This is a genomic window from Vibrio sp. B1FIG11, assembly GCF_905175335.1.
Classification (GTDB): Bacteria; Pseudomonadota; Gammaproteobacteria; order Enterobacterales; family Vibrionaceae; genus Vibrio; species Vibrio campbellii.
The window spans coordinates 1180780-1206553 of sequence record NZ_HG992751.1; the positions used below are offsets into that span (position 1 = coordinate 1180780).

General features: G+C 48.1%; 25 protein-coding genes and 1 pseudogene. 25 read left to right on the forward strand and 1 reads right to left on the reverse strand.

The genetic code is table 11. The features are described from left to right. The first annotated feature begins 8 nt into the window (after positions 1 to 8). From fliS to fliJ, 10 genes and pseudogenes are all read left to right on the forward strand, one after another. Positions 9 to 419, forward strand: a complete 411-nt coding sequence (gene fliS / locus KHO06_RS05365; protein ID WP_005433081.1) for a flagellar export chaperone FliS — start codon at positions 9 to 11, stop codon at positions 417 to 419. Positions 420 to 704: 285 nt separating this feature from the next. Beyond that, positions 705 to 2171 (forward strand): sigma-54 dependent transcriptional regulator, encoded by a 1467-nt coding sequence (locus KHO06_RS05370; protein ID WP_005433062.1) that lies wholly within the window; start codon positions 705 to 707, stop codon positions 2169 to 2171. Between the two features lie 192 nt (positions 2172 to 2363). After that, positions 2364 to 3395: an ATP-binding protein gene (locus tag KHO06_RS05375; protein ID WP_005433015.1), complete on the forward strand. Its 1032-nt coding sequence runs from the start codon at positions 2364 to 2366 to the stop codon at positions 3393 to 3395. Positions 3396 to 3431: 36 nt separating this feature from the next. Next, positions 3432 to 4840, forward strand: a pseudogene (locus KHO06_RS05380) (sigma-54 dependent transcriptional regulator). A gap of 127 nt (positions 4841 to 4967) precedes the next feature. Beyond that, the gene (gene fliE / locus KHO06_RS05385; protein ID WP_012128639.1) at positions 4968 to 5279 is read left to right on the forward strand and encodes a flagellar hook-basal body complex protein FliE; all 312 of its coding nucleotides are present in this window, start codon (positions 4968 to 4970) and stop codon (positions 5277 to 5279) included. 8 nt (positions 5280 to 5287) lie between these two features. After that, positions 5288 to 7036: a flagellar basal-body MS-ring/collar protein FliF gene (gene fliF, locus KHO06_RS05390; RefSeq protein ID WP_038892770.1), complete on the forward strand. Its 1749-nt coding sequence runs from the start codon at positions 5288 to 5290 to the stop codon at positions 7034 to 7036. After that, on the forward strand, positions 7029 to 8084 hold the full coding sequence (gene fliG, locus KHO06_RS05395) for a flagellar motor switch protein FliG (RefSeq protein WP_005433061.1): 1056 nt from the start codon (positions 7029 to 7031) through the stop codon (positions 8082 to 8084). The genes fliF and fliG overlap by 8 nt, the downstream gene beginning before the upstream one ends. Positions 8085 to 8198: 114 nt before the next feature. After that, a complete protein-coding gene (gene fliH, locus KHO06_RS05400; protein WP_212582212.1) occupies positions 8199 to 8999 on the forward strand; it encodes a flagellar assembly protein FliH in 801 nt (266 codons plus the stop codon). Positions 9000 to 9002: 3 nt separating this feature from the next. Beyond that, on the forward strand, positions 9003 to 10322 hold the full coding sequence (fliI, locus tag KHO06_RS05405; RefSeq protein WP_005433019.1) for a flagellar protein export ATPase FliI: 1320 nt from the start codon (positions 9003 to 9005) through the stop codon (positions 10320 to 10322). Positions 10323 to 10328: 6 nt separating this feature from the next. Next, entirely contained in the window at positions 10329 to 10772 is a 444-nt protein-coding gene (fliJ, locus tag KHO06_RS05410; protein WP_212582213.1) for a flagellar export protein FliJ, read from the forward strand. Positions 10773 to 10808: 36 nt separating this feature from the next. Here the strand turns inward: fliJ and KHO06_RS05415 are convergent, their stop codons facing one another. Next, positions 10809 to 11123, reverse strand: a complete 315-nt coding sequence (locus KHO06_RS05415) for an NIPSNAP family protein (RefSeq protein WP_045369513.1) — start codon at positions 11121 to 11123, stop codon at positions 10809 to 10811. Positions 11124 to 11384: 261 nt separating this feature from the next. Here KHO06_RS05415 and KHO06_RS05420 point away from each other — a divergent pair, with 261 nt between their 5' ends. The 15 genes from KHO06_RS05420 to KHO06_RS05490 all read left to right on the forward strand — a co-directional run bounded on the left by KHO06_RS05420 (position 11385) and on the right by KHO06_RS05490 (position 25774). Next, positions 11385 to 13394 (forward strand): flagellar hook-length control protein FliK, encoded by a 2010-nt coding sequence (locus KHO06_RS05420; protein WP_212582214.1) that lies wholly within the window; start codon positions 11385 to 11387, stop codon positions 13392 to 13394. Positions 13395 to 13430: 36 nt separating this feature from the next. Next, complete coding sequence (gene fliL / locus KHO06_RS05425; RefSeq protein WP_005433006.1) at positions 13431 to 13931, forward strand: flagellar basal body-associated protein FliL; 501 nt, start codon at positions 13431 to 13433, stop codon at positions 13929 to 13931. 7 nt (positions 13932 to 13938) lie between these two features. Further along, positions 13939 to 14985, forward strand: coding sequence for a flagellar motor switch protein FliM (gene fliM, locus KHO06_RS05430; RefSeq protein ID WP_005433073.1), 1047 nt, complete (start codon positions 13939 to 13941; stop codon positions 14983 to 14985). 98 nt (positions 14986 to 15083) lie between these two features. Then, positions 15084 to 15494 (forward strand): flagellar motor switch protein FliN, encoded by a 411-nt coding sequence (gene fliN / locus KHO06_RS05435; RefSeq protein WP_005433003.1) that lies wholly within the window; start codon positions 15084 to 15086, stop codon positions 15492 to 15494. Between the two features lies 1 nt (position 15495). Then, positions 15496 to 15909 carry a flagellar biosynthetic protein FliO gene (fliO, locus tag KHO06_RS05440; RefSeq protein WP_005531095.1) on the forward strand — a complete coding sequence of 138 codons (414 nt, stop codon included), beginning with the start codon at positions 15496 to 15498 and terminating at the stop codon, positions 15907 to 15909. After that, positions 15896 to 16765 (forward strand): flagellar type III secretion system pore protein FliP, encoded by an 870-nt coding sequence (gene fliP / locus KHO06_RS05445; RefSeq protein ID WP_122019937.1) that lies wholly within the window; start codon positions 15896 to 15898, stop codon positions 16763 to 16765. Before fliO ends, fliP begins: the two co-directional genes overlap by 14 nt. A gap of 27 nt (positions 16766 to 16792) precedes the next feature. Next, positions 16793 to 17062: a flagellar biosynthesis protein FliQ gene (fliQ, locus tag KHO06_RS05450; protein WP_005433008.1), complete on the forward strand. Its 270-nt coding sequence runs from the start codon at positions 16793 to 16795 to the stop codon at positions 17060 to 17062. A gap of 8 nt (positions 17063 to 17070) precedes the next feature. Then, entirely contained in the window at positions 17071 to 17853 is a 783-nt protein-coding gene (fliR, locus tag KHO06_RS05455) for a flagellar biosynthetic protein FliR (protein ID WP_005433005.1), read from the forward strand. Between the two features lie 9 nt (positions 17854 to 17862). Then, positions 17863 to 18993 carry a flagellar biosynthesis protein FlhB gene (gene flhB, locus KHO06_RS05460; RefSeq protein ID WP_005433060.1) on the forward strand — a complete coding sequence of 377 codons (1131 nt, stop codon included), beginning with the start codon at positions 17863 to 17865 and terminating at the stop codon, positions 18991 to 18993. Between the two features lie 238 nt (positions 18994 to 19231). Continuing rightward, positions 19232 to 21331, forward strand: coding sequence for a flagellar biosynthesis protein FlhA (gene flhA / locus KHO06_RS05465; RefSeq protein WP_010643420.1), 2100 nt, complete (start codon positions 19232 to 19234; stop codon positions 21329 to 21331). A 28-nt stretch (positions 21332 to 21359) separates the two neighbouring features. Continuing rightward, positions 21360 to 22871: a flagellar biosynthesis protein FlhF gene (gene flhF, locus KHO06_RS05470; protein WP_005531106.1), complete on the forward strand. Its 1512-nt coding sequence runs from the start codon at positions 21360 to 21362 to the stop codon at positions 22869 to 22871. 14 nt (positions 22872 to 22885) lie between these two features. Continuing rightward, positions 22886 to 23773 (forward strand): MinD/ParA family protein, encoded by an 888-nt coding sequence (locus KHO06_RS05475; protein ID WP_005433167.1) that lies wholly within the window; start codon positions 22886 to 22888, stop codon positions 23771 to 23773. Beyond that, positions 23766 to 24500, forward strand: a complete 735-nt coding sequence (locus tag KHO06_RS05480) for an RNA polymerase sigma factor FliA (protein ID WP_005433165.1) — start codon at positions 23766 to 23768, stop codon at positions 24498 to 24500. The genes KHO06_RS05475 and KHO06_RS05480 overlap by 8 nt, the downstream gene beginning before the upstream one ends. 45 nt (positions 24501 to 24545) lie before the next feature. Next, a complete protein-coding gene (gene cheY / locus KHO06_RS05485) occupies positions 24546 to 24914 on the forward strand; it encodes a chemotaxis response regulator CheY (protein ID WP_017635949.1) in 369 nt (122 codons plus the stop codon). 119 nt (positions 24915 to 25033) lie between these two features. Further along, entirely contained in the window at positions 25034 to 25774 is a 741-nt protein-coding gene (locus KHO06_RS05490) for a protein phosphatase CheZ (protein WP_005433162.1), read from the forward strand.

Sequence of the window (25774 nt, forward strand, 5' to 3'; positions counted from 1 at the left end):
GGAATACTATGCGCGGTTCTTTGCAAGCATACAAAAAGGTATCAGTCGATAGCCAGCTGAGTGCGGCGTCTCCGCACAAAGTCATTCAAATGCTAATGGCAGGTGCAATTGAGCGTCTGATCCAAGGTAAAGCAGCAATGCAAGCAGGCAACATTCCTGCAAAAGGTGAACGCTTGGGTAAGGCGTTGGACATCATCATCGCACTGCGTAGCTGTCTATCTATGGAAGATGGTGGTGACATTGCTTCAAACTTAGATTCACTTTACGAATTTATGATCACTCAGATCTCGGCTGCGAACCACCAGAATGATCCTCAACCAATTGATGATGTTATTGATATTATTCGCGAAATCAAATCGGCTTGGGACCAGATTCCTACTGAGTTCCACAACCTAACGGCAGCAGAAGTCGGCATTTAATCGATAAAACTATACCTTACTTAATGAGTAGGGTATTGTGCCAAATTGCATAGAAATGAGTTAGATAAAGTTACAATAGAGCTCACACCTCTTTATTGCTTGGTTGCCTTATTTTTTTATTCAAATAAAATAGAAGTCATTAGTGGCCCTAAGTTGCTTTTTTTGTTGCTGATTTTCCTATTTTGTCTATCGCTAATTGAGAGTGGTCCCCACTTTCTAACACTCAATTGCGCAAATCAAGGTCTGGCCGCAACAACCCCATAATAAAGGCAATCATTCTTACTTATGCAAGGTTTGGCAAAGCTGCTTGTAATCGATGACGATGCACCAAGTCGTTTGAATATAAGCAATATATTGGAATTTGTTGGAGAAAGTTGCGAAGCGGTCAGTTCTGATCAGCTAGGCGATGTTGACTGGTCAGCCGTTTGGTCAGGCTGCATTGTCGGTAACATCTCTGCGGGTCATTCTGCGACGGCGGTGATGGCTCACCTCAACGAAGCGTACCATATCCCACTTCTCGTCATGGGCTCTTTCCCATTGCCCGTTGATGATTTGCCAAACTTTGTCGGTGAATTAGAGCAACCGCTCAACTACCCGCAACTTAGCGAAGCGTTACGTCATTGCAAAGACTTCCTTGGTCGTAAAGGCGTAAACGTGGTAGCAAGCGCACGCAAAAACACGCTTTTCCGTAGCCTTGTCGGCCAAAGCCGAGGCATTCAAGAAGTTCGTCATTTGATCGAACAAGTATCAGGTACTGAAGCAAACGTACTTATCTTGGGTGAATCTGGTACAGGTAAAGAAGTGGTAGCACGAAACATTCATTACCATTCTGCTTACCGCAATGGTCCGTTTGTGCCTATCAACTGTGGCGCCATTCCCCCAGAACTATTAGAAAGTGAACTGTTTGGTCACGAAAAAGGCGCATTTACTGGCGCTTTAACAGCGCGTAAAGGCCGTTTTGAACTGGCTGAGGGTGGCACTATCTTCCTTGATGAAATTGGCGATATGCCGATGTCGATGCAAGTGAAGTTATTGCGTGTACTGCAAGAGCGTTGCTTCGAGCGTGTTGGTGGTAATACGACGATCAAGGTGAACGTTCGAGTGGTAGCAGCAACACACCGAAACCTAGAAGGGATGATCGACGATGGCACATTCCGTGAAGATCTTTTCTACCGTTTGAATGTCTTCCCAATTGAAATGCCAGCGCTAAAAGCGCGTAAGCAAGACATCCCTTTGTTGCTACAAGAGCTAATGACGCGTTTGGAAGCAGAAGGCGGGCAACCAATTTGCTTCACACCTCGTGCAATCAACTCATTGATGGAGCATAACTGGCCGGGTAACGTCCGCGAGCTTGCTAACCTTGTTGAGCGTATGGTGATCCTGTACCCGAATAGCCTAGTGGACGTGAATCACTTACCCACCAAATACCGTTACAGCGATATCCCAGAATTCCAGCCAGAAGGTAACCCATTCACCTCTGTGGAAGAGCAAGAACGCGATGTGTTCCAAGATATCTTCTCTGAGAACTTCAGCTTTGATGAGCAGAACGATCTGGACCACAACATGAATGCACCTCAAGGATTGCCACCAGAAGGGGTGAACTTGAAAGAGCTGCTTGCGGATATGGAAGTCAACATGATCAGCCAAGCGCTTGAAGCACAGGGTGGTGTGGTAGCAAGAGCTGCAGATATGCTAGGGATGCGACGCACAACACTGGTTGAGAAAATGCGCAAGTACAACCTTCAACGCTAGGGTCACCCTGGCGTTAAAGCGGTTGAATCTCAGGCAACTTGTTATCTTTTCTGACAATAAAACCGCACATTTCTTAGTGTCAACTTCTTGTCGATGACATAACGCTATGATAAATATAGAAAACAGCTTGGTACGCTAATTGCTTGCCAAGCTGTTTTAGTATTTAAATGGCGATATTTCGACAGGCAGTGAATGGACAATAACACCAACCAATCCCATTTAGACTCAGTAGAGAATCAAGTAGAGCGTTATAAGCAGGTTTTGGACGTGATGCCCGCTGGTGTGATCTTACTAGATACCCACGGTGTGGTGCGTGAAGCCAACCCAGAGGCGCACCGCATTCTTGAAATTCCACTGGTCGACGAGAAATGGTTCAACATCATCCAAGCGGTGTTTGATCCGCGCGAAGATGATGGTCATGAAGTCTCACTGCGCAATGGTCGTAAAGTTCGTCTAGCGATCTCGGCATCGGCGACTGGCCAACTCATTTTGATCACCGATCTAACGGAAACGCGTTTACTGCAATCTCGCGTGAGTGACTTACAACGTTTGTCATCGTTAGGCCGTATGGTGGCGTCTTTGGCACACCAAGTCAGAACACCATTATCGAGCGCCATGTTGTATGCATCTAATTTAGCAGCACCAAATCTCCCTCCGGCGACAAAAGATAGATTTCAAAGCAAATTAATGGATCGACTGCACGATTTGGAAAAGCAGGTTAATGATATGCTGCTTTTTGCTAAAGGTGGTGATAATAAAGTCATTAAGCCTTTTAACATTTCTCAGTTAGTTGCTGAATATCAGCCAATGGTCGAAACCGCGCTGAAGAACAACAACATTGACTACTTCCTAGAAGTGGAAGAAGAACACACTGAGCTGTTAGGCAACGCTAACGCCATTGCTTCAGCACTGAGTAACTTAGTGATGAACGCGATTCAGATGTCAGGAAAGGAATCGCAGATAGATGTCTTTTTCCGCCCTGTGAACGGTGAATTGCGCATTTCTGTGCAAGACAGCGGTCCGGGTGTACCAAAAGAACTGCAAGCAAAAATTATGGAGCCATTCTTTACCACGCGTTCTCAAGGAACCGGGTTAGGGCTCGCTGTGGTTCAAATGGTTTGCCGTGCCCATGACGGCCGATTGGAACTTATTTCAGAGCAGGGTGATGGAGCCTGCTTTACCATGTGCATTCCGCTAGAGCGAGTGCAAGCAGAAGCGCAGTAAGTAGCTTTTGTCGATAACAATTACTGGAGAATCATAATGGCGCAAAGCAAAGTGCTGATCGTAGAAGACGATGAAGGTCTTCGTGAAGCCCTAGTGGATACTCTGGCTCTGGCAGGGTACGAGTGGTTAGAAGCCGATTGTGCGGAAGACGCGTTGGTTAAGCTGAAGTCGAACGCGGTAGACATTGTGGTTTCTGACGTGCAAATGGCAGGCATGGGCGGTTTGGCTCTGCTACGCAATATCAAACAGAATTGGCCAAACATGCCAGTTCTTCTTATGACGGCTTACGCAAACATTGAAGACGCTGTGTCGGCAATGAAAGAAGGTGCGATTGATTACATGGCGAAGCCATTTGCACCAGAAGTTTTGCTCAACATGGTGAGTCGTTACGCACCAATCAAAAGTGATGACAATGGTGATGCAGTCGTAGCAGACGAGAAGAGTCTGCGTCTATTGGCTTTGGCTGACAAAGTGGCGCGCACCGATGCTAACGTGATGATCTTGGGCCCAAGCGGCTCGGGCAAAGAAGTCATGTCTCGCTACATTCACAACGCTTCAAACCGTAAAGACGGCCCTTTTGTTGCGATCAACTGTGCAGCGATTCCAGACAACATGCTGGAAGCGACACTATTTGGTTACGAGAAAGGTGCATTTACTGGCGCGGTACAAGCGTGTCCGGGTAAATTCGAACAAGCCCAAGGCGGTACTATTTGCTGGATGAAATCAGTGAGATGGACCTAAACCTACAAGCGAAACTGCTGCGCGTTCTTCAAGAGCGTGAAGTGGAGCGTTTGGGCAGTCGTAAGAGCATCAAACTGGATGTACGTGTATTGGCAACCAGTAACCGTGACCTTAAGCAGTATGTGTCGGAAGGCAACTTCCGTGAAGATTTGTACTACCGCTTGAATGTTTTCCCAATCTCATGGCCTGCACTGTGTGAACGTAAAGGTGACATCTCGCCATTGGCTCAGCACTTAGCAGAACGTCATTGCAGCAAGATGGGCATGCCTGTGCCGAAGTTCTCTCAAGTCGCGTTAGATAAGCTGCTTCAATACCCTTGGCCGGGTAACGTTCGTGAGCTGGATAACGTGGTTCAACGTGCTCTGATTTTGAGCGAAAACGGTGACATTGATGCAGAACACATTTTGCTGGAAGGTGTAGATTGGCAAGATGCGAGCAGCTTGCAATCTGTGGTTCAAAACGCTGAAGTCTTGGTGCCCGACGTTAAGCCTGTAGCACAAGTTGAATCAATCAACCGTGTTGCCGCTGGTGGCGAAGGTCTCGGCGGTGAACTGCGCGATCAAGAATACGCGATCATTTTGGAAACCTTGATCGAGTGTAACGGTCGCCGTAAAGAAATGGCAGAGAAACTGGGCATCAGTCCGCGTACTTTGCGCTACAAACTCGCCAAAATGCGTGACGCTGGTATCGATATTCCGGCTTAGTCTCCACATCAATAGCCATAGGACAAAAGTGTGGGTACACTACGGCACTATTTGTCTTATGGCACATTAATTGCTGTGTCAATAATCAGTTTTAGTTAATAGTCAAACTTTTGGCTTAGAGGTGACAATGAAAGTTGATGGTATTCAAGCAGAAATGCGCGCCATGATGGTAGAAGCGACCAACACCGCGCCTACCGCAACGGGTGCGAAAGTTGGGGCAGATTTTGGCGATCTCCTAACAAAAGCCATCAATAACGTAAACTCACTTCAAAAAGCATCGGGCGATCTGCAAACGCGCTTCGACCGTGGTGATGCCGATGTTTCCCTTTCTGACGTTATGATTGCTCGTAACAAGTCCAGTGTTGCCTTCGACGCCACTGTTCAAATCCGTAATAAGCTCGTTGAGTCCTACAAGGATCTCATGAACATGCCAGTGTAATTTAGGTAATAAGTGTGGCAGAAAAGTCTACAGATTTAACCGTCACTGATGGCGGCGCTGATGGTGCACTGATTGCTGGCTCAGATCTGGATGTGGAAAGCCAAAACCCAGATCTTGAAGAGCGCAGTGCGTCAAAATTCGATATGGCAGTGGGCGACCTCGATTTACTTCGTCAGGTTGTATTAGTGCTGTCTATCTCTATCTGTGTTGCGTTGATCGTGATGCTGTTCTTCTGGGTGAAAGAGCCGGAAATGCGCCCACTTGGTGCATACGAAACGGAAGAACTGATCCCTGTGCTGGATTACCTCGACCAGCAAAAAATCAATTACAAGCTAGATGGCAATACCATTTCGGTTGAATCGAGTGATTACAACTCGATTAAGCTAGGCATGGTGCGTGCAGGTGTCAACCAAGCAACAGCGGCGGGCGATGACATTCTGCTGCAAGACATGGGCTTTGGTGTATCACAGCGCTTGGAACAAGAGCGTTTGAAACTCAGCCGTGAACGTCAACTTGCACAAGCCATCGAAGAGATGAAGCAGGTGCGTAAAGCGCGTGTTCTTCTCGCTCTACCAAAACACAGTGTGTTTGTTCGTCACAACCAAGAAGCGTCTGCTTCGGTATTTTTGACGCTCTCTACAGGCGCAAACCTGAAACAACAAGAAGTGGATTCCATCGTTGATATGGTGGCGAGTGCTGTTCCGGGAATGAAGACTTCTCGTATTACGGTAACCGATCAACACGGTCGTCTACTGAGCTCAGGCTCCCAAGACCCAGCATCTGCTGCGCGTCGTAAAGAGCAAGAGCTAGAACGCAGCCAAGAGCAAGCGCTGCGCGAAAAGATTGATTCAGTACTTCTGCCTATTCTAGGTTTTGGTAACTACACCGCTCAAGTAGATATCCAGATGGATTTCAGCACCGTCGAGCAAACTCGTAAAAACTTCGATCCGAATACGCCGTCTACGCGCAGTGAATATGCGCTGGAAGATTACAACAACGGCAACATGGTTGCGGGCATTCCAGGTGCATTGAGTAACCAACCGCCAGCGGATGCGTCTATTCCTCAAGATGTGGCGCAGATGAAAGACGGCACATTGACTGGTCAAGGCTCAGTACGTAAAGAATCGACGCGTAACTTCGAGCTTGATACCACCATCAGTCATGAACGCAAGCAAACCGGCACGTTGGCTCGTCAGACCGTTTCGGTAGCGATCAAAGACCGTCGCACCGTAAACCCAGATACGGGTGAGGTGACGTACACGCCGCTATCAGAATCTGAAATCAACGCGATTCGCCAGGTGCTGATCGGTACCGTTGGCTTTGATGAGAACCGCGGTGACTTGCTCAATGTACTGAGTGTGAAGTTTGCTGAGCCAGAGCTTGAGCAAATGGTTGATCCACCTATTTGGGAACATCCAAACTTCAACGATTGGGTTCGTTGGTTTGCAAGTGCGCTAGTGATCATCGTGGTTATCTTGGTTCTGGTTCGCCCTGCAATGAAGAAATTGCTCAACCCAGCAAGTGGCGACGAAGACGAAATGTACGGACCAGATGGCTTGCCAATTGGTGCGGATGGCGAAACCAGCTTGATTGGTAGCGACATCGAAAGCGGTGAACTGTTTGAGTTTGGTTCAAGCATTGATCTGCCTAACCTTCACAAAGATGAAGATGTACTCAAAGCAGTACGTGCTCTGGTGGCAAACGAGCCAGAGCTTGCTGCTCAAGTTGTGAAAAACTGGATGAACGAAAATGGCTAACGATATCGTACCTCAAGATGAAAACGGCGCAGGTTTGCCAGCGGAGTTTGATGTCTCTAGCATGACAGGCGAAGAGAAAGCGGCGATTTTGCTGCTGAGCCTGAACGAAAACGACGCGGCTGGCATCATCCGTCACCTAGAACCAAAACAGGTTCAGCGTGTGGGTAGCGCAATGGCGCGAGCGAAAGACCTAAGCCAAGACAAAGTGTCTGGTGTGCATCGCGCGTTTCTAGAAGACATCCAGAAATACACCAACATCGGTATGGGCAGCGAAGACTTTATGCGTAATGCGCTGGTGGCTGCTCTGGGTGAGGACAAAGCAAACAACTTGGTTGACCAAATCCTATTGGGTACTGGCTCGAAAGGTCTGGATTCACTGAAGTGGATGGATCCTCGCCAAGTGGCAAGCATCATTGTCAACGAACACCCTCAAATCCAAACCATCGTACTTTCGTACTTGGAAGCGGACCAATCGGCAGAAATCCTTTCTCAGTTCCCAGAGCGTGTGCGTCTGGATCTGATGATGCGTATTGCCAACCTAGAAGAAGTTCAGCCATCAGCACTGGCAGAGCTGAACGAAATTATGGAGAAGCAGTTCGCGGGTCAAGCGGGTGCACAAGCGGCGAAGATTGGCGGCCTGAAGGCAGCAGCAGAAATCATGAACTACCTAGACAACAACGTCGAAGGTATTTTGATGGAGCAGATTCGCGACCAAGACGAAGACATGGCGACACAAATCCAAGATCTTATGTTCGTATTCGAGAACTTGGTGGAAGTGGACGACCAAGGTATTCAGAAATTGCTGCGTGACGTTCCTCAAGACGTTCTGCAAAGAGCACTTAAAGGTGCCGACGATTCTCTACGTGAGAAAGTGTTCAAGAACATGTCTAAACGTGCCGCTGAGATGATGCGCGACGATATCGAAGCAATGCCTCCGGTTCGCGTAGCAGACGTAGAAGCGGCGCAGAAAGAAATCTTGGCGATTGCTCGTCGTATGGCAGACGCTGGCGAAATCATGCTGTCTGGCGGCGCAGACGAGTTCTTATAATCCTTTCTTGTTCCTCCTGTTTAGGCGGGAGGAGCGCACTTCTGTAGTAATGCACTTTTTCAAAGCACTTTATTTTCAAAATCAATTTCAACATAGACAGATTGTAGGTTAAGCATGGCTGGCGATAGAAAACGTGGATTTATCCGTCCTGATGAAGACGATGCGATGATCGAACCTCAACGCTGGGGTTTGCCTGATTACGGTGAGCCGAAAGCAAAGCAAGCCAAACAAACTGCGTTTAACTACGATCCAGGTTGGGTACCAAACTTTGACGAACCAGAAGAAGAGCAAGTTCTTGAGTTGACAGAAGAACAGATTGAGTTGATCAAGCAAGGTGCTTATCAAGAAGGTCTGTATCAAGGTCAAGAAGCGGGCTTCAAGCAAGGTTACGACAAAGGCAAGGAAGAAGGTATTCAAGCTGGTCATGCAGAAGGTCTCGAACTCGGAAAAGCGGAAGGTGTTACCGCTGGGCAAGAGTACATTCAGCAACAGGTGGAAAGCTTTATGAACTTGGCAAACCAGTTCGCTCAACCTTTGGAGCTGATGAACGCTCAGGTTGAAAAGCAGCTGGTGGACATGGTGCTGTGCCTAGTTAAAGAAGTTGTGCATGTGGAAGTGCAAACCAACCCTCAAATTATTCTCGATACTGTAAAACAATCTGTCGAAGCGCTGCCAATTTCTGGCCATCCAATTACTTTGCACCTGAACCCAGACGATGTGGCGATCATTCGCTCCGCATACGGCGAAGAAGAGCTTGATTGTCGTAATTGGACATTGGTTGCAGAGCCTGCATTAAATCGCGGTGATGTGCAAATTGCTGCTGGCGAATCGAGCATTAACTACCGCATGGAAGAGCGCGTGAAAAGCGTGCTGAACAGCTTCTGTGGCGCAAATCGCCATCAAGGGAGCGAATAATCCATGCAAGCCTTGGCTGACCGTTTAAAGAACTACAAAGTTGAAGGGTTGACCACGCGTCCGGTTGCTTCAGGCAAGCTTGTTCGCGTTGTTGGCTTAACCTTGGAAGCGACAGGTTGTCGTGCTCCGATTGGCAGTTTGTGTTTGGTCGAAACCATGTCCGGTCATATGGAAGCGGAAGTGGTGGGTTTTTCTGGTGATAACCTTTTCTTGATGCCGAGTGAGCAGATCACGGGCATCTTACCGGGCGCGAAAGTGACGCCGTTGACCAGTGAGGCGGGTTTGCCCGTTGGTATGGAGCTACTTGGGCGTGTGATTGACGGTGTGGGTAATCCACTGGATGGCCTTGGCCCGCTTTATACCGATCACCGTGCTTCGTTCAATGCTGAGCCAATTAACCCACTAGCGCGTAAGCCCATTTCTGAGCCACTTGATGTGGGCTTAAAAGCCATCAACGGCTTGTTGACGGTGGGTAAAGGTCAGCGTATCGGTCTGTTTGCCGGTTCTGGTGTGGGTAAATCGGTCACCCTTGGCATGATGACGCGAGGCACGACGGCGCAAGTTGTTGTCGTTGGTCTGATTGGTGAACGTGGACGCGAAGTAAAAGAATTCATCGAAGAAATTTTGGGTGAAGACGGACGCCGCCGTTCTGTGGTGGTGGCTGCACCTGCCGATGCTTCACCTTTGATGCGCTTGAAGGGCTGCCAAACTGCACTGACGATTGCGGAATACTTCCGTGACCAAGGACTAGATGTTCTTCTACTGATGGACTCTTTGACGCGTTTTGCTCAAGCACAGCGTGAAATTGCATTGTCTGTGGGTGAGCCGCCTGCTACCAAAGGTTACCCGCCTTCGGTATTTGCTAAACTGCCAGCGTTGGTAGAGCGAGCGGGTAACGGTGGCGATGATCAAGGTTCGATCACTGCGTTCTTTACCGTTCTGACCGAAGGTGACGATCTGCAAGATCCGATCGCCGATGCATCACGTGCGATCCTTGATGGTCACATTGTCTTGTCTCGTGAAATGGCGGATGCAGGTCACTACCCAGCCATCGATGTCGAGAAATCGGTGAGCCGTGTTATGCCACAAATCACCACAGAAGAGCACGTGTTGATGTCGAAAGCGGTACGTCAGGTATTGTCGATTTGCCGCAAAAACCAAGATTTGGTGTCGATTGGCGCTTATAAACCGGGGACTGACCCTGCTATCGATGGCGCATTTACCCTCAAGCCAAAACTGGACGAATACTTGCAGCAGCGCATGAAAGAGTCTGTGCCTTATGACATGTGCGTCAACATGTTGAAGAGCATCTTGGGTGGGTAATAGCGTATGAATAACGCGATGGAATTCCTACTCGAGCAAGCAAAAGAACGCGAAGACCAAGCGGTGTTGGCGCTCAACAAAGCACGCTCAGAGCTAGATGATTACTACCGCCAAGTAGAGCAAATTGAAAAGTACCGCTTAGATTACTGCCAGCAGTTGGTAGACCGCGGTATGGCGGGACTCACCGCAAGCCAATACGGCCACTTAAACCGCTTCTTAACCCAGCTCGATGAAACGCTTTCCAAGCAAAAACAGGCAGAAAACCACTTTAAAGAGCAGGTGGTGAACTGCCAAGATTACTGGTTAAACATGCGCAAAGAACGGATGTCTTACGAGTGGATGATTGAAAAGCGCGAGAAAGAAAAGCAAATGGCGGAAGCGAAGCGTGAACAAAAACAAATGGATGAGTTTTCTACCTTGCTTTACAGCCGAAACCCGCAACGTTTCTAAGCGTTTCTCATGGTTATATTGCGTTAGTGCTGCTGGTTACATCTCTACTGATTCAAGCAAGGTTACTTTGACGGAGTCTTGCTCTATCAACTCAAACACTTTTGGTCGAATCTCGCTAATCCACCACTCATTGTAAGTCTCTGCGTATATCGTTTGTCGCGCTTGTTCACTGTCGAACTCACGTAACCAGACAAAGTAATCATGCCCATCTTCACCCGTGTGAACATAGGTGTTTAGGACACGCATGCCTTTGGAGCGTTGGTAGGGCAGCAACTCGTCTTTCATCCACGTTAACCATTGTTCAGTTTTGCCAGTTTTAATTTTATATTGGCGGAGTTCTGTGACTTTCAAAGCGATTCCTTATTGGCTGAGCAAGGCTTCTGTTTACTCTCTAACGAACCGCCAGTCAAATTGCAAAGGCCTTTGTGTCTGCTGCAAGTTTGATCTTTGTTCCATCAGTATCCCTGATTCGTACCGTCAGAAAATCCACGCTGAGCGTTGGCGTGATTTTTGCAATTTATCCGTCAGTATCGGGTCTTTTGACCTAAGTTTGCCGCCCATGTGCAATCCGACAGCGACTTGCTCAACGCTGCCGATGACGAGAGTTTCTATATGAATGTGAATTTATCCAATGTTTCTGCAACCAATAAGGCGTCGGTTTCCGATTCTTCAAATAAAGTTGATGCAGAAAACCCTGAAAGCAAAGGTTTTTTTGAAACCTTAGCCGGGGTATTCACTGATTCACAAAAAGCCGAAAAAGCAGTTGCGAAATCTGATGCACCAGACGCTGCTGCAGAAACCTCGGAGGAGGCTGGGAAGGTGGTATCCCAGAACTCACAAGGTGAGAGCCAAGAAAAAGTCGCGCAAGATACAGGCAATGCGACCTCGACAGAATCAACCGATGAGTTGCTTGCTCAAGGGGAAGGGAAACAAGCGACGAGTAGTTCTGTTGAATCTTCAGAAAATGCCGCCTCTTCTAGCAATGTTAAGGCATCAAATTCATCAGACGACACAAGCCTAAGTGAAACGAAAGTGAGTAAAACTGGTGTCTCTGATCAAGCCTCCGATTCTCAAGTAAAAAATGCAATGGGAGAGGGACAGCAGTTATTGGGTCGCATAGAGCAAGCAAACCAAACGCTTAAGCCTAATGAGCAATTAGTTGATAGCGGCAAAGCATTGCCACCAGAGGCAGCCCAAACCCAAGGTGCCTCTCAACAAGTCAAAGACCATCTGGTTACTTCAGATCAACAAGCGGCATCAACCTTCGTGAAATCTGTCGAGCAAGGTGATGTTTTACCAATCCGTGCTGCAGAAAAAGTAGCATTGGATGCAAATGGTAAACCTATTACAACAGCGGTAGAGGTTTCACCAAATGCACAAACAAGCAACGTGGCGCAGAGTACTGCGTCTACACAAATTGACTGGAATTCACCAAGCTCTCAAGCCGCCCATAATGAAGCGATGGTAAATGCTACGACGCAAGCGGCGGTTAACGGCCAAGTTGTGGCACAAGGCGCGCAGGTGTTAGCGGGAACAGAAGCGCTACAATCCGTATTGCCAGCAGATGCACAGACAATGAACACCAAGGTTGCGGACGTAAAGCTTATCTCACTGGATGAGCTGCAAGTTATCGACACTAAACTTGCTCAAGGAAAGCCACTGTCTCAGCAAGAACTTGATGTGATTGAGGGGTTAAAAACGGGTGAGCTGGTGGCTGATATTCCGGTACAAGAATTAGCGCAATTCGTCGCTTTACCAAGTGATGTCAAAGTGGCGATGGCGGAGCATCAAGCTGCCCATAACCAAACTCGTGTCGCCGCTTCAACTGTGGCGGCTCAACAAGCTCATCAGCTAGCCACGCAGGACATGAAGCACGCTGCAGCTCAAGCGAGTGCGCAGGTAGTCGTATCCCCAAATGCTGACAAAGCCGCGTTATCTGCTATGCCAGAAGCGCTAGTGGCAGCGAATTTAAACCCAGCAGCGCAAGCGGCTTCTAGTGCAGAGCTGAGTAAGAAAGTGATGAATGCTGGCCTTGCGGCAGGCGCATTGAAAGGTGCAACGAATAAGCAAGATAAGCCTGACCCACAACATGGTTTGGCGGGACAAATTCAAGCGGCTGCGGGTCAACAAGGCGTGACAGCTCAGCAACAAGCTCGTGTCGATGCTGCCCAGCAAGCACAACTACCGTTGCAACTAACCAAAGAACTGGCCAATGACCAAGTTGCCGAGAAAGTACAAATGATGATGTCGAAGAACTTAAAGAACCTCGATATCCGTCTTGATCCGCCTGAACTTGGTCGTATGCAGATCCGCATGACAATGAACAACGATCTCGCTAACGTTCATTTCACGGTGGCAAACCCACAAGCTCGTGACTTGATTGAACAAACGCTGCCTCGACTAAGAGAAATGTTGGCTCAGCAAGGCATGCAATTGGCAGATTCTTCGGTTCAACAACAAAGCAGTGGTCAGCAACAAAGTGGTTACGCGAATGCGGAACAAAACGGTCAAGGCTCTCAAGGTCGTGGATTTTCTGGTCAGTCAGATGAAAACTTTGATGCCGACACGAATCTTGATTTGAATGTGGTTTCAAAGCGTGATGGAATTAGTTTTTACGCATAAAATAGCGGCCTAAAAACAGAACAATAAGAGACAGTAATGGCAGAAGAACAGCTACAAGGTGCGGATGCACCAAAAGGAAAAAGTAAGTTACTGATCATCATTATCGCAGTGGTGGTTTTGCTCCTCGGTGGTGGTGCAGCAGCCTTCTTTTTGATGGGGTCTGATGAACCTGCGCAAGCCGCACAAGCGGAGCAAACACAAGCGCAAACGGCAGCCGCGCCAATCGCGTATGTGAACATCGCACAACCGTTTATTTTTAACGTGACGGGTGACCGTCGTGACAGACTAGTACAAATCAAAGCCCAGCTGATGGTGCGCGGCAGTGAGAATGAGCAACTAGCTCGTTATCACTCTCCACTGATCGAAAGCTCACTGCTATCGACGTTTGCTTCTGCGACGGTAGAGCAACTGCGTTCACCAACCGGTCGTGTGGAATTGCGAGACCGTGCTTCTGATGACATCAAAGCGGCATTGAACGCTGCGGTGGGTAAGCCAGTGATTGAAAAAGTACTGTTTACAGATTTTGTAATTCAATAGGTATAACGTGACCGATCTATTAAGCCAAGACGAGATTGATGCGCTACTGCACGGGGTTGACGACGTTGATGACGTTGATGAACCCATGGATGCCGGCGACGAGAGTGCCGTCAGTTTCGACTTCTCGTCTCAAGACAGGATTGTCCGTGGTCGGATGCCGACGCTCGAACTTATCAACGAGCGCTTTGCCCGACACATGCGAATCAGCCTGTTTAACATGTTGCGTAAAACCGCTGAGGTGTCGATTAACGGCGTACAGATGATGAAGTTTGGTGAATACCAAAATACGCTGTACGTACCGACAAGTTTGAACATGGTGCGCTTCCGTCCACTAAAAGGCACGGCGCTGATCACCATGGAAGCACGCTTAGTGTTTATTCTGGTAGAGAACTTCTTTGGTGGCGATGGTCGTTTCCACGCCAAAATTGAAGGTCGTGAATTTACCCCAACTGAGCGTCGCATTATCCAGCTTCTGCTGAAAATTGTTTTCGAAGACTACAAAGAAGCGTGGTCGCCAGTGATGGGTGTGGAATTCGAGTATCTCGACTCTGAAGTGAACCCAAGCATGGCTAACATCGTGAGCCCAACCGAAGTGATCGTGGTGAGCTCATTCCATATTGAAGTCGATGGCGGCGGTGGTGATTTCCACGTTGTCATGCCGTACTCAATGGTGGAACCGATCCGTGAATTGCTCGATGCGGGTGTTCAATCTGACAAGATGGAAACCGACGTACGTTGGAGCTCTGCTCTGCGTGAAGAGATCATGGATTGCCCAGTTAACTTCCGTGTGAATCTGCTAGAGAAGGACATCTCACTGCGCGATTTGATGGAGCTGCAACCAGGCGATGTCATCCCGATTGAGATGCCTGAGCACGCGACCATGTTCATCGAAGATTTACCGACTTACCGCGTGAAGATGGGTCGCTCCGAAGATAAGATGGCGGTACAAATCTCCGAAGAGATTGAACGCCCTCACGTGGTAAAAACCGATTTAGCGTTCTTGGGCAAAGACATCATGTCTGAACTTGAGCACGACGACGATAAAGACGATTAAAACCCTTACTCAATACCATCGCCTCGCTTCTGACTCTCAAACAAACGGTCACGAAGTAAGAAATAGGGCGCAAGTAAGGTTTAACACAGGACAGAAAAATGGAACCAAGTGACGATCAAAAGCTAGCAGACGAATGGGCAGCCGCTCTTGGCGAAGACCCGTCTGCACCTTCAATTGATGTTGATGAAGTATTGGCAGCGCCACTGGAAGAGTTGAAAGACACCTCTAGCCCAATCACGGATGATGAGCGTCGTAAGCTCGACACCATCATGGATATTCCAGTGACCATTTCGATGGAAGTGGGCCGTTCACAAATTAGCATCCGTAACCTGCTGCAGTTGAACCAAGGTTCGGTTGTCGAGCTTGACCGCCTTGCGGGTGAATCGCTCGACGTATTGGTGAACGGCACTTTGATTGCACACGGCGAAGTCGTGGTCGTCAACGATAAGTTTGGTATTCGTCTTACCGACGTGATCAGCCAAACTGAACGCATCAAAAAGCTACGTTAATATGAGCAGTTCAATCAAAACTCGATTGAAGCAAATCACAGGAGCACTTGGCTTAACGCTAAGTGCTCCTTATGCATTTGCTGCCGCGCCAAGTAATTTAGATTTGGCGACAACACTGGGTTCTTTAGTGTTGGTTATTGGTGTGATTCTTCTGCTTGCTTGGATGTTGAAACGCATGCAAGTGCCAGCACTAGGTCAGCAAAAAGGGCTGCGCATTGTTAGTCAGCTACCCGTTGGTACGAAAGAACGAATTGCGGTCGTCCAAGTCGGTGAAGAGCAGTTTTTGGTGGGCATCACTAGCCAATCTATTCAAACGCTTGCCAAACTTGAAACGCCATTGAAAGAGGAAGAGTTGGCTTCCGGTGCTTTTGCTAGCCAGTTCAGCCAACTAATAAAAAAACATGACAAAGGATAACTCAATCCGCCTGATGCTCAGCACCTTTGTGTTGCTGATTGGCGTACTGTTTTCTTCGCTTTCGTTTGCTCAAGCAGAGGAATCCGCGCTTCCTGCTAATCTGGCTCAAGGCGATAGCGTGACAGTAAAAGCGATGGAGAACGAGTCGAGTTCCAGCCGCAGCATGTCGGTGGGCAATGGTGGAGGCATTCCGGCCTTTACCATGACGACCAATGCCGACGGCAGCGAAGACTACTCGGTGACGCTGCAAATTCTTGCGTTGATGACCATGCTTGGCTTCTTGCCAGCGATGGTGATTTTGATGACTTCATTCACCCGTATCGTGGTGGTGATGTCCATCTTGCGACAAGCAATGGGTCTGCAACAAACGCCTTCGAACCAAGTCATCATTGGTATTGCACTCTTTCTTACCTTCTTCGTGATGTCGCCGGTTCTGAATGAGATCAATGACAACGCGATTCAGCCTTATTTGAATGAGCAAGTGACGGCGCGCCAAGCGTTCGATGCTGCGCAAGTTCCGATGAAAGCCTTTATGCTTAAGCAGACACGAATCAAAGACCTAGAGACCTTTGTGAACATGTCTGGTGAGCAGGTAACGAACCCAGAAGATGTCTCTATGGCAGTATTGATTCCGGCATTCATTACCTCTGAGCTCAAGACTGCGTTCCAAATCGGCTTCATGTTGTTCCTGCCGTTTTTGATCATCGACTTGGTTGTTGCATCGGTGTTGATGGCGATGGGTATGATGATGCTTTCACCAATGATCGTATCGCTGCCATTTAAGTTGATGTTGTTTGTGCTGGTGGACGGTTGGAATCTGATATTGTCGACACTCGCCGGCAGTTTTGCCCATTAGATTGGCACAGAGAGAAGAGGGTAAGACATGACTCCTGAAATGTTTGTCGAGCTTTTCCGTGATGCACTGTGGATGGTGCTGATCATGGTCTGTGCCATCATTATCCCAAGTTTGCTTATTGGTCTTGTCGTCGCTATTTTCCAAGCGGCAACCTCTATCAACGAACAAACGTTGAGTTTCTTACCACGTTTGATTGTCACCTTGTTGGCACTGATGCTGTTTGGCCACTGGATGACACAGATGTTGATGGAATACTTCTTTGGTTTGATTGAACGTCTGCCACAGGTGCTTTACTAGAGGCGCGTATGGAGTATCCGACCCATATCGTCCTCGACTGGATCGCAAACTACTTTTGGCCCTATACCCGTATCTCTGCCATGTTGATGGTGATGACGGTAACTGGGGCACGCTTCGTCTCGCCTCGAATTCGGCTCTATCTTGGTCTCGCGATTACTTTTGCGGTCGCGCCTGCGATTCCTGCCGTGCCTCAAGACATTGAATTACTCTCTTTCCGTGGTTTTATGACCATTGCAGAGCAAATCGTTATTGGCGTTGCGATGGGCATGGTGACCCAGTTTATGATTCAAACCTTTGTTCTACTTGGTCAGATCTTGGGTATGCAATCGAGCTTGGGTTTTGCCTCGATGGTGGACCCCGCGAACGGTCAAAACACGCCTTTGCTTGGTCAGCTGTTTATGTTTTTGGCGACCATGTTCTTCCTCGCTACCGACGGGCATTTAAAAATGCTGCAATTGGTGGTGTTCAGTTTTAAAACCTTGCCGATTGGGTCCGGCTCGCTCAATGCGGTCGACTTCCGTGAAATGGCAAGTTGGCTTGGCATCATGTTTAAGACGGCACTCAGTATGTCGTTGTCGGGCATTATCGCGCTGCTGACGATTAACTTGTCTTTCGGTGTAATGACACGTGCCGCACCACAGCTGAACATCTTCTCGCTTGGTTTTGCCTTCGCCTTGATGGTGGGCTTGTTACTTTGTTGGTACATCTTGGCTGGTTTATACAGTCATTATGAATTGTTCTGGGCAGTGGGTGAGGAACAGATTTGTAACCTCATTCGCTTGGATTGCTAGGAGGCTGGATTGGCAGAGTCAGACGGTCAGGAACGCACCGAAGAAGCCACGCCCCGACGGTTACAACAAGCCAGAGAGAAGGGGCAGGTTGCTCGGTCTAAAGAGCTCGCATCGGCATCAGTGCTGATCGTGGGCGCTATCGCCTTGATGTGGTTTGGCGAGTCTTTGGCGCGCTCGTTGTTTTCAATTATGAGTCGCTTGTTTGACCTTACTCGTGATGAAATCTTCGATACCGCAAAGCTATTCGATATTGCCTTTGGAGCAATGACGGATCTGCTGTTCCCATTGTTCCTTATTCTTATCACTTTGTTTGTTGCCGCCATGATTGGTGCAGCGGGCGTCGGTGGTATTAGCTTTTCTGCCGAAGCGGCGATGCCAAAGCTCTCCAAGATGAACCCGCTTAGTGGTTTAAAGCGCATGGTAGGGATGCAGAGTTGGGTCGAGCTGATTAAATCAATTCTGAAAGTCGCATTGGTGACGGGGATGGCGATCTATCTGATCCAAGCGTCGCAAGCGGATTTGATTCAGCTAAGCATGGATGTGTACCCGCAAAATATCTTCCACGCTTTGGATATTTTGCTCAACTTCATCCTGCTGATCAGTTGCTCCTTGCTTATCGTCGTGGCGATCGATATTCCGTTCCAGATTTGGCAACATGCTGATCAGCTTAAAATGACCAAACAAGAGATCAAAGACGAATACAAAGAGACCGAAGGTAAGCCGGAAGTTAAAGGTCGTATTCGTATGTTACAGCGAGAAGCGGCTCAACGTCGAATGATGGCCGATGTGCCGCAGGCCGACGTTATTATTACCAACCCGGAGCACTTTTCTGTTGCGTTGCGTTATAAGCAGAAAACCGATCGAGCTCCAGTGGTGATCGCCAAAGGTACCGACCATATGGCGATGAAGATCCGAGAAGTGGCACGTGAACACGACATTACCATTGTGCCAGCTCCGCCATTGGCGCGTGCGCTTTACCACACCACAGAGTTAGAGCAGGAAATTCCAGACGGTTTATTTACTGCCGTTGCACAAGTTCTGGCGTTTGTGTTCCAACTTAAACAGTACCGTAAGCGTGGTGGGCAACGACCGAAAATTCAGGATTACGACTTACCAATCCCACCTGAACATCGTCACTAATGAAAATAATTGCATGGTGTGATTAGACAAAAATTCACATTAGATCAAAGGATTGTGATTTCTTTGAGCAACCAGTCATTATTTTGGCGTTAATCATGGTACACACATTGCTTATATCGTGCTAATCAACAACAATACCTAAACTTTTAGGCGAAAGCCGTCGCGTAATACTAGTGACATGTGTGTACTCACATGCTTCTTTACGTGATGCTCCAGACCGATTGAGACACCTCGCAGTATGAAGTTAAGCCTGCCATTTGCAGATAAATTACCAAGAATTCCACAGCGTTCCATGCCTGCCATTGGTGCGCCTGTTATGGTATTGGCCACCCTTGCAATGGTGGTGCTACCTATACCTGCATTCCTGCTGGATTTATTCTTCACCTTTAACATCGCCTTGGCCATGGTGGTGTTGTTAGTGACCGTTTACACACGTCGTCCACTCGACTTTGCGGCGTTCCCAACCGTTCTGCTTATCGCGACGTTATTACGTTTGGCGCTGAACGTAGCGTCAACCCGTGTCGTACTTCTGTATGGTCATGAAGGGGGCAATGCGGCTGGTAACGTAATCGAAGCCTTCGGTAACGTTGTTATCGGTGGTAACTACGCCGTCGGTCTGGTGGTCTTCCTTATCTTGATGATCATTAACTTCATGGTTGTGACCAAAGGTGCGGGTCGTATTTCTGAGGTAAGTGCTCGCTTTACCTTGGATGCCTTGCCGGGTAAGCAGATGGCGATCGATGCGGACTTGAACGCTGGTTTGATTGACCAAGACCAAGCGCGTTTACGCCGTTTTGAAGTGACCAAAGAAGCGGACTTTTACGGCTCAATGGACGGTGCGTCTAAATTCGTAAAAGGTGATGCGATTGCGGGTATTTTAATCCTGTTCATCAACATCATTGGCGGTCTATCGATTGGTATGGCGCAATACGGTTTGGGCTTCTCTGAAGCAATGCAAATCTACACCTTGCTGACTATCGGTGACGGCTTGGTGGCACAAATTCCATCGCTGTTATTGTCTATCGCGGCTGCGATGATGGTAACGCGTCAAAATACTGATGAAGACATGGGCGAACAGCTGATTTTCCAGATGTTCGACAACCCGAAAGCCCTCATGATCACTGCAGCCATCCTTGGTGTGATGGGTATCGTACCGGGCATGCCTCACTTCTCATTCTTGTCATTAGCTGCTTTAGCTGGTGGTGCAGCTTACTGGCTCGACAAGAAGCAAAAACAAAAAGCCAAAGAACCCGCCTTACCCGCTAAAGCAGAAGATGGCAGTGAACCGATTTCTCAACGCGAATTGTCGTGGGATGACGTACAACCCGTCGATATCATCGGTCTAGAAGTAGGCTATCGCCTGATTCCATTGGTGGATCGTGACCAAGGTGGCGAGCTGCTAGAGCGCGTGAAAGGGGTGCGTAAAAAGCTCTCTCAAGACTTCGGTTTTTTGATTCCTGCGGTGCATATCCGTGACAACCTAGAACTTACACCGAACAGCTACCGCATTACCTTGATGGGGGTTGCCGTGGGTGAGGCAGAAATTCGCCCAGATCAAGAGCTGGCGATTAACCCCGGTCAGGTTTACGGCATGATTGAAGGCGAGCCGACCATGGACCCTGCATTCGGCTTAGAAGCAGTTTGGATTCGTGAAGAGCAACGTGAACATGCTCAAGCATTAGGTTACACCGTGGTGGACTCATCGACGGTACTGGCCACCCATTTGAGCCAACTACTGACCAACAACGCGTCACAATTGATTGGTCATGAAGAAGTACAGAACCTATTGGAAATGCTCGGTCGCAGTGCGCCTAAATTGGTGGAGAACTTTGTTCCTGATCAGTTGCAACTTGGCGTGGTGGTGAAAGTGTTGCAAAACCTGCTTAACGAAGCTATCCCAATTCGCGATATTCGAACCATCGTGCAAACCTTGGCGGAGTACTCGAGTAAGAGTCAAGAACCTGACATTTTGACTGCCGCAGTTCGTATCAGTTTGAAACGTCTAATTGTTCAGGAAATCAATGGTATAGAGCCTGAATTGCCAGTGATAACACTCATTCCTGAACTGGAACAAATCTTGCATCAAACCATGCAGGCTTCAGGCGGCGAATCCGCTGGTATTGAACCGGGATTAGCTGAGCGACTTCAGTCCTCTCTGAGCCAAGCGACACAAGAGCAAGAACTGAAAGGCGAGCCTGCGGTTCTGCTGACATCTGGCGTATTGCGTTCCACATTAGCGAAGTTCGTTAAGAACACAATACCGAACCTCCGCGTACTGTCTTACCAAGAAATACCGGACGAAAAGCAGATCAGAATTGTGCAAGCCGTGGGCAACTAAGCCTGCGCATCATTAATGGATTTATAGTTTGAAAATTAAACGATTTTTTGCCAAAGACATGCGAACAGCGCTGCTCCAAGTGAAAGAAGAGCTTGGTGCAGAAGCGGTGATCATGTCGAACAAGAAAGTGGCAGGCGGTGTAGAGATCGTAGCGGCAATCGATGGTGAGTCGAACGCAGCACCAACTTCGCAAGCACACTCTCTTCCTAATCGTGGCGCAGCTCAACCAAATCGTTATAGCGAACAACGTCAATTGCCGTCATCCGCAGCAGAGCGTTATCAAGATCGCCGTTTGGATGAAGACAGAATTAGCCTAAACGCAAACAGCGAAAAATCAGGCTCAATGACGCAACGTTTCGCCAACATGCTCAAGCAATACAGCGGCGGGGCAGCAGAATCCGATGACCATGTGGCAGAGAACGAAGACTCTTTGTCGGCATTGCTGCAGCGCCAAAATAAGCACCGTGAAAGCTATAACCAAGAGAAGCCAGCGCCCTATCAACCAGACTCGCCATTGGCGAAGCTGATTGCGCAAGATAACCGATTCGACCGCCCAACGCCTAAGTTGGATCCAACGCGCTATGACCGTCGTCGTCCATCGGATGAGCGAGAAGATTCAGAAAGTGAGCTGGAGAACATGCGCGAAGAGATGACGTCGATTCGTCGTCTGTTGGAGCATCAAGTGTCAGGCTTAATGTGGCAAGAGGTAGAGCGTCGTGAGCCATTGCGTGCGATGTTGATTAAGCGTTTGGAACGCATGGGTGTATCACCTGAGCTTGCAGACCAGATGGCTTGCTACATTCCAGAAGATACCAAACCGGCGCGAGCTTGGAAGGCACTGCTTTCTCTCGTGGCGGATCAAATCAGCATTCCAAAACAAGACATCCTCAAGCGTGGCGGTGTGGTTGCACTGCTGGGCCCAACGGGTGTTGGTAAAACGACCACGGTTGCAAAACTTGCAGCGCGTGCGGCGATGGAGTTTGGTGCCGACAATGTGGCCCTTGTGACAACCGACACATATCGCATAGGTGCACATGAGCAGCTCTCAATTTACGGAAGAATTATGGGTTGTCCCGTAAGAGTTGCTAAAGATTCTAACGAGTTAGCCGATGTTATATATCAGCTACGAAACAGAAGACTGATTTTGGTCGATACGGCAGGGATGGGGCAACGAGATGTAAGACTCTCTGAGCAGCTTGATACCCTAATGCAAGAGAGCGGAGAAGTGATTCACAGCTACCTTGTTTTGCCAGCTACCGCACAACGTCGTGTTCTACAAGAAACACTGGATCATTTCCGACGCATTCCGTTGTCGGGCTGTATTTTGACTAAGCTTGATGAATCGTTGAGTTTAGGTGAATTCATCAGCGTGGTGATTCAGAACGCGATGCCAGTGGCCTACATTGCCAATGGTCAGCGCGTGCCAGAAGACATTGTGATAGCACAACCAAAATACATGATTGCGAAAGCAAATGAACTGTTAGAGAAGTCGACAGAGAACGAACCTCACTTTTGGAACAGTGACAGCGAAGGACTCTAGGGCGGCGGACTACTATGACTGAGAATATGATACACGATCAAGCAAGCGGCCTCCGTCGCTTAACACAACCATCATTGACTAAAGTAATTGCTGTTACTGGCGGCAAAGGTGGCGTGGGTAAATCAAACGTAACACTGGGTCTGGCGATCTGTATGGCTCGCCAAGGCAAAAAGGTGATGGTTCTCGATGCTGACCTAGGTCTAGCCAATGTGGACGTTATGCTCGGAATCCGTTCAAAACGTAACCTAGGGCATGTCCTTGCGGGTGAATGTGAGCTAAAAGATGCGATTGTTGAAGGTCCTTATGGTATAAAGATAGTCCCTGCAACTTCTGGCACACAAAGCATGACCGAGCTGTCTCACGCTCAACATGCTGGACTCATCCGTGCATTTGGTAGCCTTGAAGAAGAAATGGACGTCCTGCTGATTGATACAGCAGCGGGCATTTCTGACATGGTGATTAGCTTTTCACGTGCAGCTCAAGATGTTGTGGTTGTTGTCTGCGATGAGCCGACTTCCATCACAGATGCCTACGCATTAATCAAGCTGTTGAGTAAAGAACACCAAGTTCAGCGCTTCAAAGTTGTTGCAAATATGGTCAGAAGCTACCGTGAAGGCAGAGAATTATTCGCAAAGTTGACACTAGTCACAGAGCGCTTCTTGAATGTCAGCCTTGAACTCGTAGCATGTATTCCATTGGATGACAAAGTACGTCAAGCCGTGAAAAGACAGAAGATTGTTGTGGATGCATTCCCTCGTTCTCCTGCGGCTTTAGCGATCAGCTCATTAGCGAACAAAGCTCTGACGTGGCCACTGCCAAAAACACCAAGTGGACACCTAGAGTTTTTTGTCGAAAGACTGTTAAATCGTACTGAATTCACAGAGGACCCTTTTGGTGAATAAAGCGATTACCTATGACCAACATGGCAAATTTAACAGCCAGCAGGCGTTCATTGAACGTTACTCGGTGTTGGTTAAGCGTATTGCTCATCACCTGTTAGGCCGTTTACCGCCGAGTGTTCAGGTAGAAGATTTAATTCAGGCCGGCATGATCGGCCTTATCGAAGCTCAGCAGAATTATGATGGTTCTAAAGGTGCGAGCTTTGAAACTTATGCAGGTATCCGAATTCGCGGTGCAATGTTAGATGACATTCGCAAAGGCGACTGGGTGCCTCGTTCTGTTCATAAGAACAATCGCGAAATTAACCAAGCGATCGCAGAGCTGGAAGGCGTACTAAATCGTGACCCATCGGACTCAGAAGTAGCAGCGCATCTTGGTATGACACTAGACCAATATCATAGTGCACTTACCGACATAAACTGTTCAAAACTGGTGGGAATTGAAGATTTAGGCGTCTCTGATGATGTGATTTCACCGGCTGATGAAACTGATGACAGCAACCCATTTAAGGGCGTTGCTGATGAATCGTTCAAAAAAGCACTGGTTGAATCAATAAAACAACTTCCAGAGCGTGAAGCGCTAGTACTTTCGCTTTATTATGACGAAGAACTCAATTTGAAAGAGATTGGCGACGTGTTGGGTGTAAGCGAATCTCGCGTAAGCCAAATACTGAGTCAAGCGATGCAACGTTTACGCACCAAGCTCAGTGCGTGGACACAAAATGACTAAACACACTGATTTTACGATTCAGTGGAGGCAATTTTGAATAAAAACATGAAGATCCTTATTGTTGATGATTTCTCAACAATGCGCCGTATTGTTAAAAACCTGCTTCGTGACTTGGGTTTCAATAACACTCAGGAAGCGGACGATGGTTTAACCGCATTACCTATGCTGAAAAAAGGTGACTTCGACTTTGTTGTAACTGACTGGAACATGCCAGGTATGCAGGGCATCGACTTGCTGAAACACATCCGTGCCGATGCAGAACTTAAGCACCTACCTGTTCTAATGATCACAGCGGAAGCAAAGCGTGAGCAGATCATCGAAGCAGCTCAAGCAGGCGTTAACGGTTACATCGTTAAGCCATTTACGGCTGCAACGCTAAAAGAAAAACTAGATAAAATCTTCGAACGTTTATAACTCTTTCTTTCTCTTTGTTAACCGAGTCATCACTCCTAATACTTAATACTAAAGGGTGGCTCGTTTGACGCTAAAAAAGCGAAAAGGAAGAACTAAACGTAAAAAAGGGTCTATTCAGGATGATCTCACTAGAGCAGGCGAAGTCGCTCGTTCAGATGCTAGAAAGCGGGGAACAAGATCAAGCGAATGCGCTTGTTGCCTCGATATATGAAAGCGATGGGAATCCGATGTTAAAAGAAATCGGAACATTAACCCGCGACCTTCATGATTCACTTAAGCACTTCAATATTGATCAACGCATGACAGAAATTGCCAGGGCGGAAATCCCTGATGCAAGAGACCGTCTGCAATACGTGATTGATAAAACTGAGTTAGCAGCAAATAAAACGATGGACGCGGTAGAGTGCTGTCTGCCTATCGCCGATAACCTGCATGAGTGCCTTCAACAAGTTCGCCCTCAGTGGAACGAACTCATGCACGGACGCATTGAATTAAGCGATTTTAAAGCGCTTTGCCATCGTATTGACGAGCTGTTAGTTCAGGTCGAAGGTGATAGCACTGAATTGCGCGGTCAGCTGACCGAAATTCTTATGGCACAAGACTTCCAAGACTTAACGGGTCAAATCATTCGTCGCGTGATCACGCTTGTCAATGAAGTGGAAGATCGCCTGGTTGAGATCTTGACCGTCTTTTCTGGCAATAAACCAGAAGAACAGACTCAAGTTTTGCCAGAACCGTCAGATAAAAAGATAAAACAATCAAGCGAAGCAGAAGGCCCAATTCTTAATCCTGAGCAAAGGGAAGATGCGGTCTCGTCGCAGGACGAAGTCGACGACTTGTTGTCCAGTCTTGGATTTTAA